This window comes from Capsulimonas sp. (genome assembly GCF_039929585.1).
Lineage (GTDB): Bacteria > Armatimonadota > Armatimonadia > Armatimonadales > Capsulimonadaceae > Capsulimonas.
Map to the genome: position 1 here is coordinate 21,836 of NZ_JBDSQY010000369.1, position 15,324 is coordinate 37,159.

Here is a 15,324-nt window from a genome sequence, read left to right on the forward strand (position 1 = left end):
CGCACAGGAAGATGAAATTGTCAGTCCTTCAAGATGTAGCAGATCCGATAGATCTCGAACTGGATTACGAGGCTCCCACGCGAACGCCGATGGCGGCGCAGGTGAACGTCTCGGAAAGCTCTTCCCTGTATATTCCCGAGGAGTGCTCCTGCTGCGGGGGACGATCGGATTTCAAGTACAGCGTCACGGCGTCGCAGTTCCATTATTATATCGTCGTTTCGACAACCAATTCACTGAGCATCGGCTTTCCCATTTGCCTCTCCTGCCATGACCATTCGGGCTCGGCCGGTTCGCAGCGACGGCTCCAGGTGCTGGGAGCCGTCGCCGCCACGCTCGTCACTGTCGGGCTGTTCGCGGCTCGAGCCCACGTCCATACTGTGGAGTACTTAGGACCAGCCGAGATCATTTCGGTCGTGTTCTTTTTTGGGATCGCTTATGTGTGGTCGTTCCGTCCGCTGAGCGCGCGCCACGCCACACGCGGAAGGCCGGTCAGCATCAAATCCTGGGTCAATGGCCAGATCTCCCTGATCTTCTCCAGCACCGAATACGCCACTCACTTTGCGCACCTCAACAATGTCCCTGTCCGGGAGTGGAAGCCGCGCTTCCATAACCTGCACGAAAACGCTTACCGCGGATGGGCCGGCATGAGAAGCGTGATGTGGGTGATGTTTTTCGTTCTCATCGGGATTTCGATTATCTCCATGTTCTGATTCGGAAATCCGCCAGACGCCGAGGCGATCGTACAGACCAAAGGCCGGGGCGCAATCGCGCCCCGGCCCGTTTTAGATTGGCGCGGCTTCTAGCCGTTCCAGGGGTTGCCGGTGTTTTTACCGGGCGACTTGGGGTCGCCGTCCTGGCCAGTCTCCTCGGAGGACTTCGTGCTGCTCGGGTCTACGTCTGCGGCGGCGGGCGTATCGGCGTTGAGGCCGGTTTCATTGCCGGTCTGTACGGCGTCCGCCGCTTTGTCGTCTTCTCCGCCTTGGCGAGTTCCCGGGTAAGCTTCCTGGCCCTGGGTCAATTCATTCTGGTTTTGGACCGGCGCATTCGCGCCGCCGGGCGCTGTGCTGCTCCCGTCGCCAAATTTCCGCTGGTCGTCTGTCCGGTGCGCATCGGCGACGCCGGTATCGTTTTGGAATGCCACTGCTCGTCCTCCATCCTTCTTTGTTTGCTTCTTACCCGCACAGAACACGGAGCAAACGGACGGTCATTCGGAGGCGTCACGCATCACGCTGTCCAGAGGCTCGTAGCCGGTCAAATCCTGCGTGTCGGAAAGATCGAGTCGCTTGAACGGGTTGTCGCTGACGGCGTGCAGAATGGCGAAGGGCAAATCCTCAATCTCAATGCTTCGGTGCATCAGCTGAATCAAATCGTTCTTGGAGACAAACGAATTGACCAGGTGCGCGCCCTGGTCCAGACGCCCGCGCTCCACGCTCTTATAGGCTCCGATTCGAATAACGATCGCGCTGACCCCGTGCTGGGTCGCCGTGTACCGAGCCATCGCCTCGCCGAAGCATTTGGTGACGCCGTAAAGATCGAGCGGATTGACGGGGTCGCTCGATTTGACGGAAACGTCTTCGGGGTATCCTGCAACGGCGTGGACCGATGAGGCATAGATCACTCGCCGGACCTTGGCGGCGACTGCCGCCGCAAACATATTGTGCGCGCCAATGATATTCGGCCCCAGCAGCTTCTCCCAGGATGCATCGGGATCGGGATTCGCCGCGAAATGGACGATCGTATCCATGCCGGCGCAGACCTCTTTGAGCCGTTCCAGATCGCCGAGATCTGAGTGGACGACTTCGCCGAAGGACCGAATTCGATCCACTCCCCAGTCCCGCTCGCGCACCATCAGGCGCAGGTCATATTTGTCCGACGAATTCGCCGCGAAGTACGAACCGATATTTCCCGCCGCCCCCGTCACGAGCACGCGCCGCTTGGAAGGGAGGTCGGTCGGATCTATGATGTTTGTCTGAGCCACGGTCGGTTCCAGAGTCATATCGCTGCCACGTCCTTGCATATTTGCCACATACGGATGTTCGACAGCGACGCCGTCAGTCCCTCCCGTTCGCCGAATCCCAACCCAGCAGGTATAATGACGTCATCGAGAAGGATGAGGCGAAAGACAATGGCGTTGGACGAACGTTACAACTTTACTGAGATTGAGACGAAGTGGCAGGACCGCTGGTCGGAGGCGAATCTCTATCATGTGGAGATCGATCCCAGCAAACCGAAGTACTACGGTCTGGAATTCTTTCCCTACCCCTCCGGCGCCGGTCTGAGCGTCGGTCACTTCAAGAACTTTGTTCCCCCCGATGCGTTTTTGCGTTATAAGTCCATGCGTGGGTTCAACGTACTGCACCCGATGGGCTGGGATGCCTTTGGCATGCCCGCCGAAAATGAGGCAATCAAGCGCAAGCGCCAGCCGAGTGGCATGGTCAAAGAATATGCGGTGAACTATAAGCGCCAGCTGAACTTGATGGGTATGGCGTACGATTGGGACCGCGAAATTAACTCCAGCGACCCTGATTATTACCACTGGACCCAGTGGATCTTTTTGCAGCTGAACAAGCGCGGCCTCGCCGAACGCAAGAACGCAAACATCAACTGGTGTCCGTTCGATAAAACGGCCCTGGCGAATGAAGAAGTCGTCAACGGACGCTGTCAGCGTTGTAATTCGCTGGTCGAAAAAAAAGCGATGCCGCAGTGGTACCTGAAGATCACTCAGTACGCGGAGCGCTTGATTGCCGACTTGGATACAGTCGACTGGCCCGAAGGCATCAAGATGCAGCAGCGCAACTGGATCGGCCGCAGCGAGGGAGCTGAAGTCGATTTCCAGGCGGGCGAACACACGATCACCGTCTTCACGACCCGCCCAGACACGCTCTGGGGCGCGACCTTTATGGTCCTGGCGCCGGAGCATCCTCTGGTCGCGACACTGACGACTACTGAACAAAAAGACGAAATCGAAGCTTACGTCGCGCGCGCGGGACGTGTGGCCGACATTGACCGCCAGGCGGAAGGCCGCGAAAAGACGGGCGTTTTCACGGGAGCTTATGCGTCGAACCCGGTCAACGGGGCGCAGGTCCCGGTCTGGATCGCCGACTATGTCCTGACGGGCTACGGAACCGGCGCCATTATGGCCGTGCCCGCGCACGACCAGCGCGACTTCGACTTCGCCCGCAAGTTCGGTTTGCCGATCATCCCCGTCTATCAGCAGCCGGGCGAGACGATCACCGGCGACGCGATGACGCAGGCGACGACGGATCAGGGCGTGCTCACCAACTCGGGCGCGTTCAACGGCCTCGCTTACAGCAAAGACACCGTGCGCCAGGTCTCGGCCTGGCTGGAGCAGCAGGGCAACGGTAAGCCCGTCGTCAATTATCGCTTCCGTGACTGGCTGCTGTCTCGCCAGCGCTACTGGGGCGTGCCGATCCCGATCATCCATTGTCCGACACATGGCGCTGTCCCGGTCCCCGAGGACCAGCTGCCCGTGCTGCTGCCCCCAGTCGAGAAATACGAGCCGTCAGGGACGGGTGAGTCGCCGCTAGCGACGATCCCGGAGTTCGTCAACACTGTCTGCCCAATCTGCGGAGAGCCCGCACGGCGAGAGACAGATACGATGGCCGGCTTCGCCTGCTCGTCCTGGTATTTCTTACGATTCGCTGACCCACATAATGTATCGGCTGCGTTTTCCTCTGAGGCGGCGAAGTATTGGCTGCCCGTGGATATGTATGTCGGCGGCGCCGAGCACGCCGTCATGCACTTGCTCTACGCGCGCTTCTGGACGAAAGTGCTGTACGACGAAGGCTTGCTGGAATTCAACGAACCCTTCACTCGTCTGCGCAATCAGGGGATGATGCTCGCCAATACGCCCGGCCGCAAGCCAGTCAATGAAGAAGACAGCGCGCAGGAGGGCGGCGGTGAACCGATCGAGGATTGGGTTCCAATCAAGCCTGAGGACATGTATAAGTACAAACCCGAGGAGCTTGTTTATCGCTGGGCAAAGATGTCCAAAAGTTCCGGAAACGTCGTAACGCCTGATGAGACCGCCACCAAGTACGGCGCGGACTCAACACGACTGTTCGAAATGTTCATCGCGCCGTTTGAAGAAACGGTGCAGTGGAGCGAGGACGGCATCCGAGGATCGTTCAAGTTCCTGGCGCGTGTTTATCGATTGGTCGCACAGCAGTCCGAAGGCTGGACGACCGATTGGCGCTTACGCATCGGCGACACAACGGACGTCAAGGAAAAGGCGCTGCGCCGCAAGACGCATCAGACGATCGTCAAGATCGCCGACGACTTGGAGAATTTCCGGTTTAACACCTCCGTCGCGAGTTTGATGGAGTGGGTGAACGCGATGTACGAAGTCGTGAACGCCCTGCCCGCCGGCCAGCGCTCGGCGGCGCTCGATGAGGCTATCGAAAACCTCATCCTGGTGCTGGCGCCCTTCGCGCCGCACTTGGCCGACGAACTCTGGACTGTCGGTCTGGGACAATCAGGCTTCCTGTACAAGCACGCCTGGCCGGAAGCCGACGCGGAAGTGGCGAAAGCCGACGAGATCACGCTGGTCGTGCAGGTCAACGGCAAGGTGCGCGACAAAATCACCGCCGCCGCCGGATTGGACAACGACGCGCTCAAAGCCATCGCGCTGGAAAGCGAACGCGTCCAGGAGTTCACGAACGGCAAGACGATCCGTAACGTCATCGTGGTGCCGGGCAAATTGGTAAATATCGTGGCGGCCTAGTCTCAGGCCGCCACACTCGAACGACCTTGGAGCAGATCTGATGGTGGACCCACGCATCCGCTGGGCGATGGCCGGGGTAATCGCGGTGATCGCATGCACAGGCGGCGCGAGCCTCTATGCGAAGCGGCACGCGCCGACTCGGGTCACGATCACCAACGCCCCCGCCGCCACACCCGGCGGGGCTCCAGACGTTTTGAGTGCAGCGCCGGTAAAAACCCTGGTGAACTCCGGCTCCAGCAGCAATCTTCTCCCCTCCGACCTGGTGTGCTACGTCCATGTCGCTGGGGCCGTGCGAAATCCCGGCCTTTATCACTTTGCCCTCGGCAGCCGCGTCGCCGCCGCGATCCATGCGGCGGGCGGCGGGACGAATAAGGCAGATATTGACGCCGTTAACCTTGCCGAACCGCTCATGGACGGCGAGAAGGTCTACGTTCCCGAGCGCCACGAAGATACCGCCAAGATCCGTCATTACGTTCCCAGTAACAGCATCGGCCACACGGCAATACGGGGCGCGCACGCGCCGCTCATTCCCACGGTTCCCAATCTCCCCACTTCCATCAACGCAATCCCGCCGCCAGTCGACACCAGCGGCGTCAGGCCCATCGACATGACGCCGACGTTCCCTGGGGCAGGATCCCACGCTCCACGCCCCGCAAAGGTCAGCACGGACTCCGGGGAGCGTATTAACCTCAATACCGCTTCTGAGTCTGACTTAGAGCGCCTTCCGGGTGTCGGCCCCGCCACGGCCGCGCGCATCATCGACTTTCGGCAGACAAACGGCGGCTTCCGAACATTGGACGACTTGCGCGATGTCAAAGGCATCGGCGAAAAAAAGCTGGCGAAACTCGCTCCGTTTGTGACGCTGTGAACGGACGAAGTCCCCGCGAGTGGAAGCCGGCCGCGTCTACGGCGTCAAAGGCTTTCGGCTGTTCCGGCAAGTGATCCTGCCGGCCGCCCTGCCATCCATCTTGATCGGTCTTCGGTTCGCGCTCGGCTCGATGTGGCTGACCCTGATCGTCGCCGAAACCGTCGCCGCCGACTCCGGCATCGGATATATGACGACCAACGCCCGCGAGTATATGCAGACCGACATCGTCGTCTTCGGCATTTTGCTTTACGCCCTGCTCGGAAAGGGCGCCGACCTCGCCGCGCGACTGCTGGAGCGTGTGCTCCTGCCCTGGCACACAGGATATGGCCGGGCGGGAAAATAAAGGGAGATATCCAAAAGTGGCCACGATCTTACAAAAACCGCAAACAACAGACACATCCCAGGGCGCACGCGTCGCCGTGCGCGGAGCGTATAAATCGTTTGGCGCCAACCATGTCCTGATCGACTTAGATCTGGATATCGCCCCCGGCGAGTTCGTGGCGGTAGTCGGACGCAGCGGATGCGGAAAGAGCACGCTGCTGAGACTTCTGGCGGGCCTGGAGCCGGCGAGCAGTGGGTTAGTCGCGATCGACGACGCGCCGCTGCGCGCTTTGCACCCCGATGTCCGCGTGATGTTCCAGGACGCGCGCCTGATGCCCTGGATGCACGTTTTGGAAAACGCCGGCCTGGGTCTTAATGGTGATTGGAAGCCGAAGGCGCAGGCGGCGCTGGATGACGTCGGCCTCGGCGACCGGGGTGGCGACTGGCCCGCGATCCTGAGCGGCGGCCAGCGCCAGCGCGTCGCCCTTGCGCGCGCCCTCGCGAGCCACCCGCGCTTTCTGCTGCTTGATGAGCCTCTCGGAGCTCTCGACGCGCTGACGAGGCCGGACATGCAGCGCCTGATCGAAGACCTATGGCGTCAGCGCGGCTTCACAACTCTGCTGATCACCCACGACGCCGAAGAAGCCGTCGCCCTCGCCGACCGGGTCGTCCTGATCCAGAACGGCGTGATTTCAGTCGATCTCCCCATCCTACTCCCCCGACCCCGTGACCGCGCCTCGGCAGAGTTCATCGCCCTACGCGAGGAAATCCTGCGCCATGTACGAGCAGCGGAGTGAGAAAAGACGGCGTTTGAAGGACTTGGAACGGATTTTGCAGTTGCTCACCCATAGATACCGACGCTCCCAAGCGTCATGGAGATATTTGAGTGAGCACACTGCCGAGGGTCGTCGAGATCCTCACGAAAATCAAAAACCGCCCCGCGATGTTCTTGCGGCGGCCTGACGACATCACAAGCCTGGACACACTGTTGATGGGTTTCGAGATGGGCGTCGTCGCCGGCAGCGGACGCGAGGACATGCGTCACGCCCGATGCCTTTTCGCGGCGATGCGCGCCCATGGCTACACGAGCGACCCCGCCGCCGGGGACATTTACGATCAGATTCGTAAACGCGGCATGTCTCCCGAGATGATCATTCAGGAACGGCTCATGCTGGAAATTGAAGCCTGGGAAATCTATTTTGCGGACGAGGCCGAATAAGCGACGGCTCTTGGTTACCGAGGCATCTCAATAATCACCGGATGATCGGTCAGCGCGAGCTTGACGGAACGGACTCGGCCCAGCGTCTGCGTCGGATCCGTCCCCACCGTTGGGTCGTAAACCTTCACGCCTGCGTGCTCCCCTCCTAAGTTCACTGTGATATCATCCGACCCCATCACTCGTTCACCCCATACGATCAATTCCAGCGCCCCATCGCTCTTTTGCAGCAGCAAATCGTGGACGGTCGCCGGTGGATTTGTGATCGAATAGGCAAGGCTCTTCAGGCTGAGAGCCTTCTTCGATTTTATGGGCGCCGCGTCAGCAAGGATCGTCGTCATGTTGTGCAGATAGACCCCGGACTTCTTCGCATGGTAGTCCGTATCGAACAATCCCCAGTATCCCTGGTTCGGATCGTCTCGGAGCATATAAATAAAGGTGTACTTCCAGTTTTGTTTGAAGCCGTCTAAGTACAGATTCAGGAACACCCGCCCCTGCTGCTCCTCGGTGACGCTATTCGCCCCCCGTGTCTGCCAGCCTGTTTCCGTGCAAACCTTCGGCAGAGTTATCAGCTGATCGTTCGTATAACCCGCGAAGCCGCCATGCCATGTGCGCCCGTACTCGACATACAGCCCGTCCCAATCGCCGTTCAGTATCGGGCTGGTGGCGTTCCAGCAGATGTTGTCCACCAATTTGCCGCTGTGGCCGCAAACATAGTTGTGCGTGTTCGCATAGTCAGCGAATTGGGTTCCGTCTGGCGTCAGCGCGCCGGCGCCGCTCGGAACAGTCAAGTACTGCAGGCCAACATTGTCTTTCTCCGACCCGCCCGCTTCGCTGGTGTGAAATAAGGGGACGCCTTTCAAAATCGGTTCGGCTTTGACTGCTTTATACAGATCGCTCTGGAAACGGGCGATCGGCAGCGCCGTCGTCTCATACCCCGACGTCTTGCTTTCGTAGGTCACCGGCCAGTTATTCGGCTCGTTCGGGCCTTCCACCGCCAGAAGAGCGCCTGCCGCCTTCAGCTGTTTCGCCATGCTGATTGTCTCGGCGATGTTGTGATTGGTCAGCAGACAGGTGCGAACGCCCGATTTTTGGTAAACGCTGATCCAATCGGGGACATGAGCCGGGCTGCCGTCGTCCCGAAGATTCTTCACACCCAGATACGACAAACAAGCCGCGCTTTTCAACGGATCATCGATCCCCTGGGCCATATGCGTACAGACGCCCAGCGAGTTCAGAAACTCCTCAGTTCGGACGGCTTTTATCGCCGCCATAGCCGAGACAGGGCAAAATATGGCCGCCATAAGCAAGCTTGGGATTACATATTGCCGAAGGGAGATTGGGAGCATGTTTTGCGCCATATTGCCAAGTTCACCAGGAACGCGTGGATTCCTGGTGAACTTGGTCTGGCTTTGTGGCTTTATGAATGTCGTCTCTAGTGAGCCGACATGGCGTCGTTCAGTCCGTTGAATACCTGGGAGTACTTGTCCTGGCCGCCATCAGCCGCAAAGCGCAGCGGATGGACGGTTTTGACGCAAATCTCGGAGGGCGTCGGATCCGCCGCGAATAGGGACATCACCTCCGCAAGGAACGCATCCAAAGGCATGGCGCGCGGATCGCTGGCCTGCTGCTCGCCCATCAGTTCCGTCTGGACATACGGCGGTACGAGTTCCAGCACTTCCACCGAAGTGGCCTTGAGCTGGTAGCGCAGGGATTCCGTATACGAGTGCAGAGCCGCCTTCGTGGCGCAATAGGTCGGCGTCATCGCAAGCGGCACGAAGGCCAGTCCGGATGAGACGTTCACAATCGTCGAATGCGGCTGCTCCAGCAGCGACGGCAGCAGAGCCGCCGTGAGGCGAATGGGGCCAAGCAGGTTAGTGGTGATCACCGCTTCCACGTCGGGAACGCCCGGCTTCTGATCCAGCAGGGTTTCAGGAGCCATGACACCGGCGTTGTTGATGACAACGTTGAGCTTCGGATAGTCCTGGGTCAACTGGGCGGAGAAGGCCTGAATGCTGTCGCCATCCGTCATATCCACCGTCAGCGACTTCATGCCGGGATTGGCGCCAGTCGTCTCGTCCAGCTTCTTCTGACTGCGTCCCGCAATAATGACCTGATTTCCCAGCGCGTGAAAGGCTTCGGCCAGACCGCGTCCGATGCCGGAACCGCCGCCCGTGATCAAAATCGTGTTGTTCGTCGTGTTCATGTTGTGATTCTCCATTATATGTCAGCAAGTATTGGGAGGAGTATGACACGAATAATGACAAAAATCAATATATGTCATTCAAATATCGTTAGAATTTTATTTATTTTCCGCCGCCTCCCCCGCGCAGGTAAAATGGTGGCATGGACTCATTTTTACTGGAAACGCTCACCGGACCCAAAATCCAGCTCCGGCCATTGCGGGCGTCGGACGGCTCTGCGCTAGTCGAGGCCGCTGCGGACGGCGAACTCTGGACTCTGCCGTTCACCGTCGTCCCCTCTTCGGAAACCGTGGAACGCTATATTCAGACTGCGCTTGAAGGTCGGGCGGCGGGGACGGTCATGCCCTTCGTCATCCAAGACCTCGCATCGGATCGTGTCCTCGGCTCCACGCGCTTCTGGAAAATCGACCGACAGAACCGAAAACTGGAAATCGGCCACACCTGGCTCTCCGCCTCGTGGCAGCGGACATACGCAAACACCGAGACGAAATTCTTAATGCTGAGTTATGCGTTTGATACGCTCAACTGCGTACGCGTGCAGTTCACAACGGATGAACTCAACGAAAAATCCCGCCGCGCCATTCTTCGTTTAGGAGCAAAGGAAGAAGGCGTCGTCCGCCACGAACGCATCATGCCCGATGGCCGCAAGCGCAACTCCGTTCGGTTCAGCATCATTGACGATGAGTGGCCGGACGTTCGCCGCACACTTGAAGAACGGCTTCGCACATCCTCAGAAATGCTCTTTAACAATACATTTTTACCAATCGATCCATAATTCATTGACATCAACACATCCTTCGACCATAATCTTACCGATTGGTTCAGAATCATAAGGAAGTAATCACCGATGAACAATACGATGACAATCGACACAGAAACGTTCGCGATGCTGATCGAAAGCCAGTACGCCGATATGATCTCCGCTGCGGAAAAGATAGGCGCGGATTACGCGGAATGGAAACCACAGGGTAAAGGTCGCACGATTCTCAGCCAGCTTCAAGAATGCGCCGTGCGCGCTCATCAAGTACTGGGGACACTGAACGGCGAATCCGCCGGCGGCGGCCCGCCCTCAGCGGAGGCACTGGCTCAATACGCCACCTTCGAAGATGCAATTCAAGGATGCCGAGACACCGCATCCGCTCTCGCCGCCAAGCTGCGCACACTCTCTCCAGATGATCTGCAAAAGACAATCACCAATCGGTTCGGCGAGTTCTCATTTGCTCGCCTCATCGTCGGAGCCTACTGGAACGCTTCCTATCACGAAGGGCAAATCGTCTACATTGGCAGCTTATTGGAAGGCTCAGGTGCATAGCAGATATCGTGGCGCCGCATCCACCCCTCACCGAGACGGCTCCTGTGCTGCAAAGCGCGGGAGCTTTTTTGCGTTTGCCGACGTGTAAAATTGTCACAAGTCACACTCAACTATCAAGGAGACAATAACGTAACTGTTGGGAAATAGGTACGATAGCGTTTATCATCACGTGTCAGCAATCGAAGGCCAGTCACAGCCGCATGCGCGCCGATGAAAAAGTCAGGCATGGTTGATGTCTTGGTTCCGCCTTGCTGACGATAACGCACAAATGCTTTGCCTGCCAGAAACGCGGCTTCTAATGGCAAATCGAGACGCCGAAGCAGCGATTCTGGTATTGCCGCTTCGACATCTTCAATCGCACCAAAGCTAACGGAAACTTCCGCGAATATGATGGGATTGATGCAAAGTGGTCCATCATTTGAGCACTGTTCCAACATATTCGATGACCAAGACGACCATACCGGATCGCTGGTAAGTATATCGAGCAGCACGTTACTGTCGACTAACGTTCCCCTCATGACTCGCCTCTCGTCAACGCAAGGATTTCATCCGTGCTCATCTTAATCGTTGCCTTACCTCTCATCTGCTCCACAAGACGCTTACCGACGGAAGCCGCTTTTCGAATGGGGATGATCTTAATAGCATCGCCATCGATTTTGAACTCGACATCAGCGCCGGGATGAATGCCGAGTTGCTCTCGTATCTCCTGCGGGATCGTAACTTGCCCTTTAGTAGTGACTTTCATCTTAATCTCCATTCTTACTAGTAAGAGTATTACACACTTTGCCTGCGCCGTCAAGATTCTTTCCTTGCCTCTTACCCCCCTTTTCGGCTATAATGAAGGCTGAAACTGTCTTTAAAGGATTCCGATTTTGATCGAACGTTATTCGCACCCGCAAATGCGCGGGCTTTGGGAGCCGCAGGCTAAGACGCAGCGGTGGCTCGACGTAGAGATCGCCGTCTGTGAAGGACTGGCGCACTTCGGCTACATCCCGCAGGAGGATGTGGAGAAGATCAAGTCTGACTCGAAGTTTGAGCTGGACCGGATCGCCGAACTGGAAAAAGAGACCCGGCACGATGTCATGGCGTTCGTCAAGAACGTACAGGAACATCTGGGCGATGAGGGACGCTTCGTCCACTTTGGCATCACGTCTTATGATGTCGTGGACACGGCGCTGTCGATCCTGCTGCGCGACTCGCTGGACTTGATCTTGGAAGGCGTGGACGGCTTAATGAAGGTCGTCGCCCGGCTCGCGGTCGAGCACAAGGACACGCTGCAAATCGGGCGCACGCATGGCATTCACGCTGAGCCGATCACGTTTGGCTACAAGCTGGCCGTGTGGTACTCGGAGCTTCAGCGCAACGTCGTTCGCCTGCAAGCGGCGCGGGACATTATTGCTTATGGCAAGATCTCTGGCGCGGTCGGCACGCACGCGAACATCAGCCCGGAAGTCGAAGCCTGGGTTTGCGAGCGTCTGGGCCTGAAGGCTTCGGATATCAGCACGCAGATATTGCAGCGCGACCGGCACGCGCAGGTCGTCACGACGATCGCGATTCTCGCAGGCTCGCTGGAGAAGTTCGCGACTGAGCTTCGCAACTTGCAGCGCACTGAGATCCTGGAAGTTCAGGAGTTCTTCGCGGTCGGACAGCGCGGCTCTTCGGCGATGCCGCACAAGCGCAACCCATGGAACTCCGAGACGGTCAGCGGCCTCGCTCGTGTGATCCGCGGCTTTGTGGTCCCGGCGCTGGAGAACGTGACGACGTGGCACGAGCGCGATCTGGCGAACTCCTCGGTGGAGCGCGTGATCCTGCCCGATACCTGTATCCTGATGGACTGGATGCTGCGCAAATTTACGAACATTTTGGACACGCTCAACGTCTATCCAGAAAACATGAAGAAGAACCTGGGGATGATGGGCGGCCTCGTCGCCTCCGAACAGGTCATGCTGGCGCTGATCGAAAAAGGGCTCTCCCGCGATGACGCCTACAAGGTCGCGCAGCGCAACGCCGCGAAGGCGTGGGAAGGCGAAGATTTCGCCACCGCCGTCGCCGCCGATCCGCTGGTGCTGGAGAACCTGACGCCCGAAGAAGTGGCGAAGGCGTTCGATATCCGTTATCATCTGAAGCACGTCGATGAGACGTTCCAGAAGCTGGGCCTGCTTCCGCAGGAGAACGCGGGGAGCAACTAAGATGGCTCAGGTCAAAGTCACGGTCACATTGAAGCCGGCCCTGCTCGATTCGCAGGGCAAAGTCGTCCAGTCGGCGTTGAAGCAGCTGGGCTACGAAGGCGTGGACGGCGTGCGGATCGGCAAGTACGTCGAACTGACGGTTCCGGACAGCGAGAATATCGATGCCCAGGTGAAGGAGATGTGCGAAAATCTGCTCACGAACCCGGTCATTGAGGACTACCAATTCGAGGTTATCCGGTGAAATTCGGCGTAATCAAATTTCCAGGATCAAACTGCGATCAGGACGCCTATTACACGATTAAGGATGTTCTGGGACAGCCGGTCGAGTATCTCTGGCATCAGGACACCGATCTGAAGGGCGCCGATTGTATCGTCGTCCCCGGCGGGTTCTCTTACGGCGACTACCTGCGCTGCGGCGCGATCGCGCGCTTCTCGCCGATCATGTCCGCCGTCCAGGACTTCGCCGCAAACGGCGGCTACGTACTGGGCGTCTGCAACGGTTTCCAGGTGCTGACGGAATCACACCTGCTGCCGGGCGCTTTGGTCCGTAACGACAACCAGCATTTTGTCTGCAAGCAAGTGTATCTGCGGGCGGAAAATACCGACACGCCCTTCACGAATCAAATCACCAACGGCGCAGCGCTGCAAATCCCCATCGCCCACGGCGAAGGCAAGTATGTGTGCGATGAACCGACCCTCAAAGCGCTTCAGGAAAACCGTCGTATCCTGTTCCGCTATAGTCAGTCCGACGGCTCTCTTTCGGATCAGGCGAACCCGAACGGCTCCGTCGATAACATCGCCGGCGTCGCCAACGAGACCTTCAACGTGTTCGGCCTCATGCCCCACCCCGAGCGCGCTGCCGACCCCGCGCTTGGATCGGCTGACGGCCGTCTGATCTTCGACTCACTTCTTCGGCACACTCGGTAGACCCCTCGCCGTTTTTGCGGCGGCGGACTCGGTAAGCATAGTTCTTCGTTTCGCTGCGAAAGGGCGCCACCCATGGTTACTGTCGATGTCCTGTTGTACGAAGGAATTGATGAATTAGACTTCTGCGGACCATTTGAGGTGCTCGCCTCATGCCGCAAAGTCATGGATGGAAGGTGGACCGACCGGCCCGCCTTCCATGTCCAGAGCGTCGCGGAATACCGCAGCATGATCCAGTGCGCCCACGGCATGGGGATTGTTCCGGACAAGACGTTCGTCAACGCGCCCGAGGCCGATATTGTGATCGTCCCCGGCGGACCGGGAGCTCGCAACGAGCACCTGCCCACGCGTATGATCGAGTTCCTCCGCCGCGCCGACCAGACCTGCGATATCATCGCAAGCGTCTGCACGGGCGCGTTCATCCTCGCCCGCGCCGGAATCACCGACGGTCGACGCGTCACCACCCACCACTCCCGTATCAAAGATCTTCAAACGATGTATCCGAACACCGAGGTCGTCAGCGGCCAGCGCGTTGTGGCGGATAACCGAAAGGGCCATTTGATCTCGTCCGGCGGCATCAGCTGCGGCATCGATTTGGCTTTAGCGCTCATTGCGCACTTTGAAGGCAAGGAAACGGCCCTGATGGCCGCCGATCGCCTGGAGTGGCCGCGCTTCCACAGCGCCCCAGCGCCAAGCCCATCCGCGGCGATGGTGAGATAGCGAAGGCCCCTGCGTGACCTACCGTGGCGCGAGGCGCCGGGGTAGGTCACGCAGGGCGTGTGTGGAACACGCGGCGAGTCAAATCGCATCAGACCATGGTAAAATAGCCACAAGTCTCTTTTGTGTAAGGAACTCGTCGAATGAATACATGGCGTATCTTTAGTTTGATCGGCATAGGCGGTCTCGCCCAAAGCATCTGGGGCGCAGACCAGCACGCCGAACTGATGTGGGCAATCGTTTCGGGCGTGTCGCTGCTGGGCTGGTTCTGGACAGCCGTGTTCGGCGCCGCCGGTAACGTCGCCCGGCGCATCGCGCACATGATCTCCGGACGCCCCATGCCCCTGCCCGCCACCGATCCCAAGGCGCTCGCGGCGGAGATCGAGGCGCTCAACGCACAGATCGCCCAGCTGCGCGACACCGCCACGTCATTCGACGTTTCCTTCGACCAGACCCTGGCCCGTATGGACGAACGCCTGCGCCGCGTGGAGCAGCAGTCATCCTACATCAATGTCGGCCGCAGCTAAGATTCCAGATGCCCCCCGGCCCCCACAGGGGTGCAGACCATAACAACGATTGCGTGTCAAAGAATTAATTTGGACACGTTCTCAACAATATGGTCTGCACCCCTGTGGGGGCCGGGGGGCATCTTAATTCGTGCGAACTGAAGGGCCTATCCAACGCCCGGCTTCAGCAGCCGGGCGTTTTCTTGCGCCTCGCCCCTTCCCCCGGGTATAATTTAACCTGATCACGGCAGGCGCCATTCCGCAAGATTTGGATTTTCATCTCATGAGCAAACCTTTCACTCAGGCCCAATGGATCTGGAACA

The 15,324-nt window shown here is 58.6% G+C and carries 18 protein-coding genes and 1 pseudogene; 13 read left to right on the forward strand and 6 right to left on the reverse strand.

Annotated elements, in window-relative coordinates:
- The first annotated feature begins 17 nt into the window (after window positions 1-17).
- Window positions 18-710: a hypothetical protein gene (locus ABIZ35_RS28390; protein ID WP_348223318.1), complete on the forward strand. Its 693-nt coding sequence runs from the start codon at window positions 18-20 to the stop codon at window positions 708-710.
- A gap of 89 nt (window positions 711-799) precedes the next feature.
- Here ABIZ35_RS28390 and ABIZ35_RS28395 read toward each other — a convergent pair whose 3' ends face one another.
- Entirely contained in the window at window positions 800-1,141 is a 342-nt protein-coding gene (locus ABIZ35_RS28395; protein WP_348223319.1) for a hypothetical protein, read from the reverse strand.
- Window positions 1,142-1,204: 63 nt separating this feature from the next.
- Window positions 1,205-1,996 (reverse strand): NAD(P)-dependent oxidoreductase, encoded by a 792-nt coding sequence (locus ABIZ35_RS28400; RefSeq protein ID WP_348223320.1) that lies wholly within the window; start codon window positions 1,994-1,996, stop codon window positions 1,205-1,207.
- Window positions 1,997-2,125: 129 nt separating this feature from the next.
- On the opposite strand from ABIZ35_RS28400, the gene leuS reads away from it, so the two are divergent.
- The 5 genes and pseudogenes from leuS to ABIZ35_RS28425 all read left to right on the forward strand — a co-directional run bounded on the left by leuS (window position 2,126) and on the right by ABIZ35_RS28425 (window position 7,152).
- A complete protein-coding gene (gene leuS, locus ABIZ35_RS28405) occupies window positions 2,126-4,744 on the forward strand; it encodes a leucine--tRNA ligase (RefSeq protein WP_348223321.1) in 2,619 nt (872 codons plus the stop codon).
- 40 nt (window positions 4,745-4,784) lie between these two features.
- Entirely contained in the window at window positions 4,785-5,612 is an 828-nt protein-coding gene (locus ABIZ35_RS28410; protein ID WP_348223322.1) for a helix-hairpin-helix domain-containing protein, read from the forward strand.
- A gap of 19 nt (window positions 5,613-5,631) precedes the next feature.
- Window positions 5,632-5,955 (forward strand): annotated as a pseudogene (locus ABIZ35_RS28415) (ABC transporter permease subunit); the annotation flags it as partial.
- A 76-nt stretch (window positions 5,956-6,031) separates the two neighbouring features.
- Window positions 6,032-6,730, forward strand: coding sequence for an ATP-binding cassette domain-containing protein (locus ABIZ35_RS28420; RefSeq protein WP_348223336.1), 699 nt, complete (start codon window positions 6,032-6,034; stop codon window positions 6,728-6,730).
- A gap of 89 nt (window positions 6,731-6,819) precedes the next feature.
- Entirely contained in the window at window positions 6,820-7,152 is a 333-nt protein-coding gene (locus ABIZ35_RS28425) for a hypothetical protein (protein WP_348223323.1), read from the forward strand.
- 14 nt (window positions 7,153-7,166) lie between these two features.
- Here the strand turns inward: ABIZ35_RS28425 and ABIZ35_RS28430 are convergent, their stop codons facing one another.
- Both ABIZ35_RS28430 and ABIZ35_RS28435 read right to left on the reverse strand, forming a co-directional pair.
- The gene (locus tag ABIZ35_RS28430; protein ID WP_348223324.1) at window positions 7,167-8,453 is read right to left on the reverse strand and encodes a glycosyl hydrolase; all 1,287 of its coding nucleotides are present in this window, start codon (window positions 8,451-8,453) and stop codon (window positions 7,167-7,169) included.
- A gap of 131 nt (window positions 8,454-8,584) precedes the next feature.
- Window positions 8,585-9,355: an SDR family oxidoreductase gene (locus ABIZ35_RS28435; protein ID WP_348223325.1), complete on the reverse strand. Its 771-nt coding sequence runs from the start codon at window positions 9,353-9,355 to the stop codon at window positions 8,585-8,587.
- Window positions 9,356-9,495: 140 nt separating this feature from the next.
- Here ABIZ35_RS28435 and ABIZ35_RS28440 point away from each other — a divergent pair, with 140 nt between their 5' ends.
- Together ABIZ35_RS28440 and ABIZ35_RS28445 are read left to right on the forward strand one after the other, a co-directional pair.
- Window positions 9,496-10,128, forward strand: coding sequence for a GNAT family protein (locus ABIZ35_RS28440; protein ID WP_348223326.1), 633 nt, complete (start codon window positions 9,496-9,498; stop codon window positions 10,126-10,128).
- Window positions 10,129-10,200: 72 nt separating this feature from the next.
- Window positions 10,201-10,665 carry a DinB family protein gene (locus ABIZ35_RS28445; RefSeq protein ID WP_348223327.1) on the forward strand — a complete coding sequence of 155 codons (465 nt, stop codon included), beginning with the start codon at window positions 10,201-10,203 and terminating at the stop codon, window positions 10,663-10,665.
- 113 nt (window positions 10,666-10,778) lie between these two features.
- On the opposite strand, the gene ABIZ35_RS28450 is transcribed toward ABIZ35_RS28445, so the two are convergent.
- Together ABIZ35_RS28450 and ABIZ35_RS28455 are read right to left on the reverse strand one after the other, a co-directional pair.
- The gene (locus ABIZ35_RS28450) at window positions 10,779-11,183 is read right to left on the reverse strand and encodes a type II toxin-antitoxin system VapC family toxin (protein WP_348223328.1); all 405 of its coding nucleotides are present in this window, start codon (window positions 11,181-11,183) and stop codon (window positions 10,779-10,781) included.
- Window positions 11,180-11,410, reverse strand: coding sequence for an AbrB/MazE/SpoVT family DNA-binding domain-containing protein (locus ABIZ35_RS28455; RefSeq protein WP_348223329.1), 231 nt, complete (start codon window positions 11,408-11,410; stop codon window positions 11,180-11,182). The genes ABIZ35_RS28450 and ABIZ35_RS28455 overlap by 4 nt, the downstream gene beginning before the upstream one ends.
- Window positions 11,411-11,537: 127 nt before the next feature.
- Here ABIZ35_RS28455 and purB point away from each other — a divergent pair, with 127 nt between their 5' ends.
- From purB to ABIZ35_RS28480, 5 genes are all read left to right on the forward strand, one after another.
- On the forward strand, window positions 11,538-12,854 hold the full coding sequence (purB, locus tag ABIZ35_RS28460; RefSeq protein ID WP_348223330.1) for an adenylosuccinate lyase: 1,317 nt from the start codon (window positions 11,538-11,540) through the stop codon (window positions 12,852-12,854).
- Between the two features lies 1 nt (window position 12,855).
- A complete protein-coding gene (gene purS, locus ABIZ35_RS28465) occupies window positions 12,856-13,095 on the forward strand; it encodes a phosphoribosylformylglycinamidine synthase subunit PurS (RefSeq protein ID WP_348223331.1) in 240 nt (79 codons plus the stop codon).
- The gene (gene purQ, locus ABIZ35_RS28470) at window positions 13,092-13,781 is read left to right on the forward strand and encodes a phosphoribosylformylglycinamidine synthase subunit PurQ (protein WP_348223332.1); all 690 of its coding nucleotides are present in this window, start codon (window positions 13,092-13,094) and stop codon (window positions 13,779-13,781) included. The genes purS and purQ overlap by 4 nt, the downstream gene beginning before the upstream one ends.
- Window positions 13,782-13,853: 72 nt before the next feature.
- Window positions 13,854-14,498, forward strand: a complete 645-nt coding sequence (locus tag ABIZ35_RS28475) for a DJ-1/PfpI family protein (RefSeq protein WP_348223333.1) — start codon at window positions 13,854-13,856, stop codon at window positions 14,496-14,498.
- Window positions 14,499-14,638: 140 nt separating this feature from the next.
- Window positions 14,639-15,022 carry a hypothetical protein gene (locus tag ABIZ35_RS28480; protein ID WP_348223334.1) on the forward strand — a complete coding sequence of 128 codons (384 nt, stop codon included), beginning with the start codon at window positions 14,639-14,641 and terminating at the stop codon, window positions 15,020-15,022.
- The last annotated feature ends 302 nt before the right edge of the window (window positions 15,023-15,324 follow it).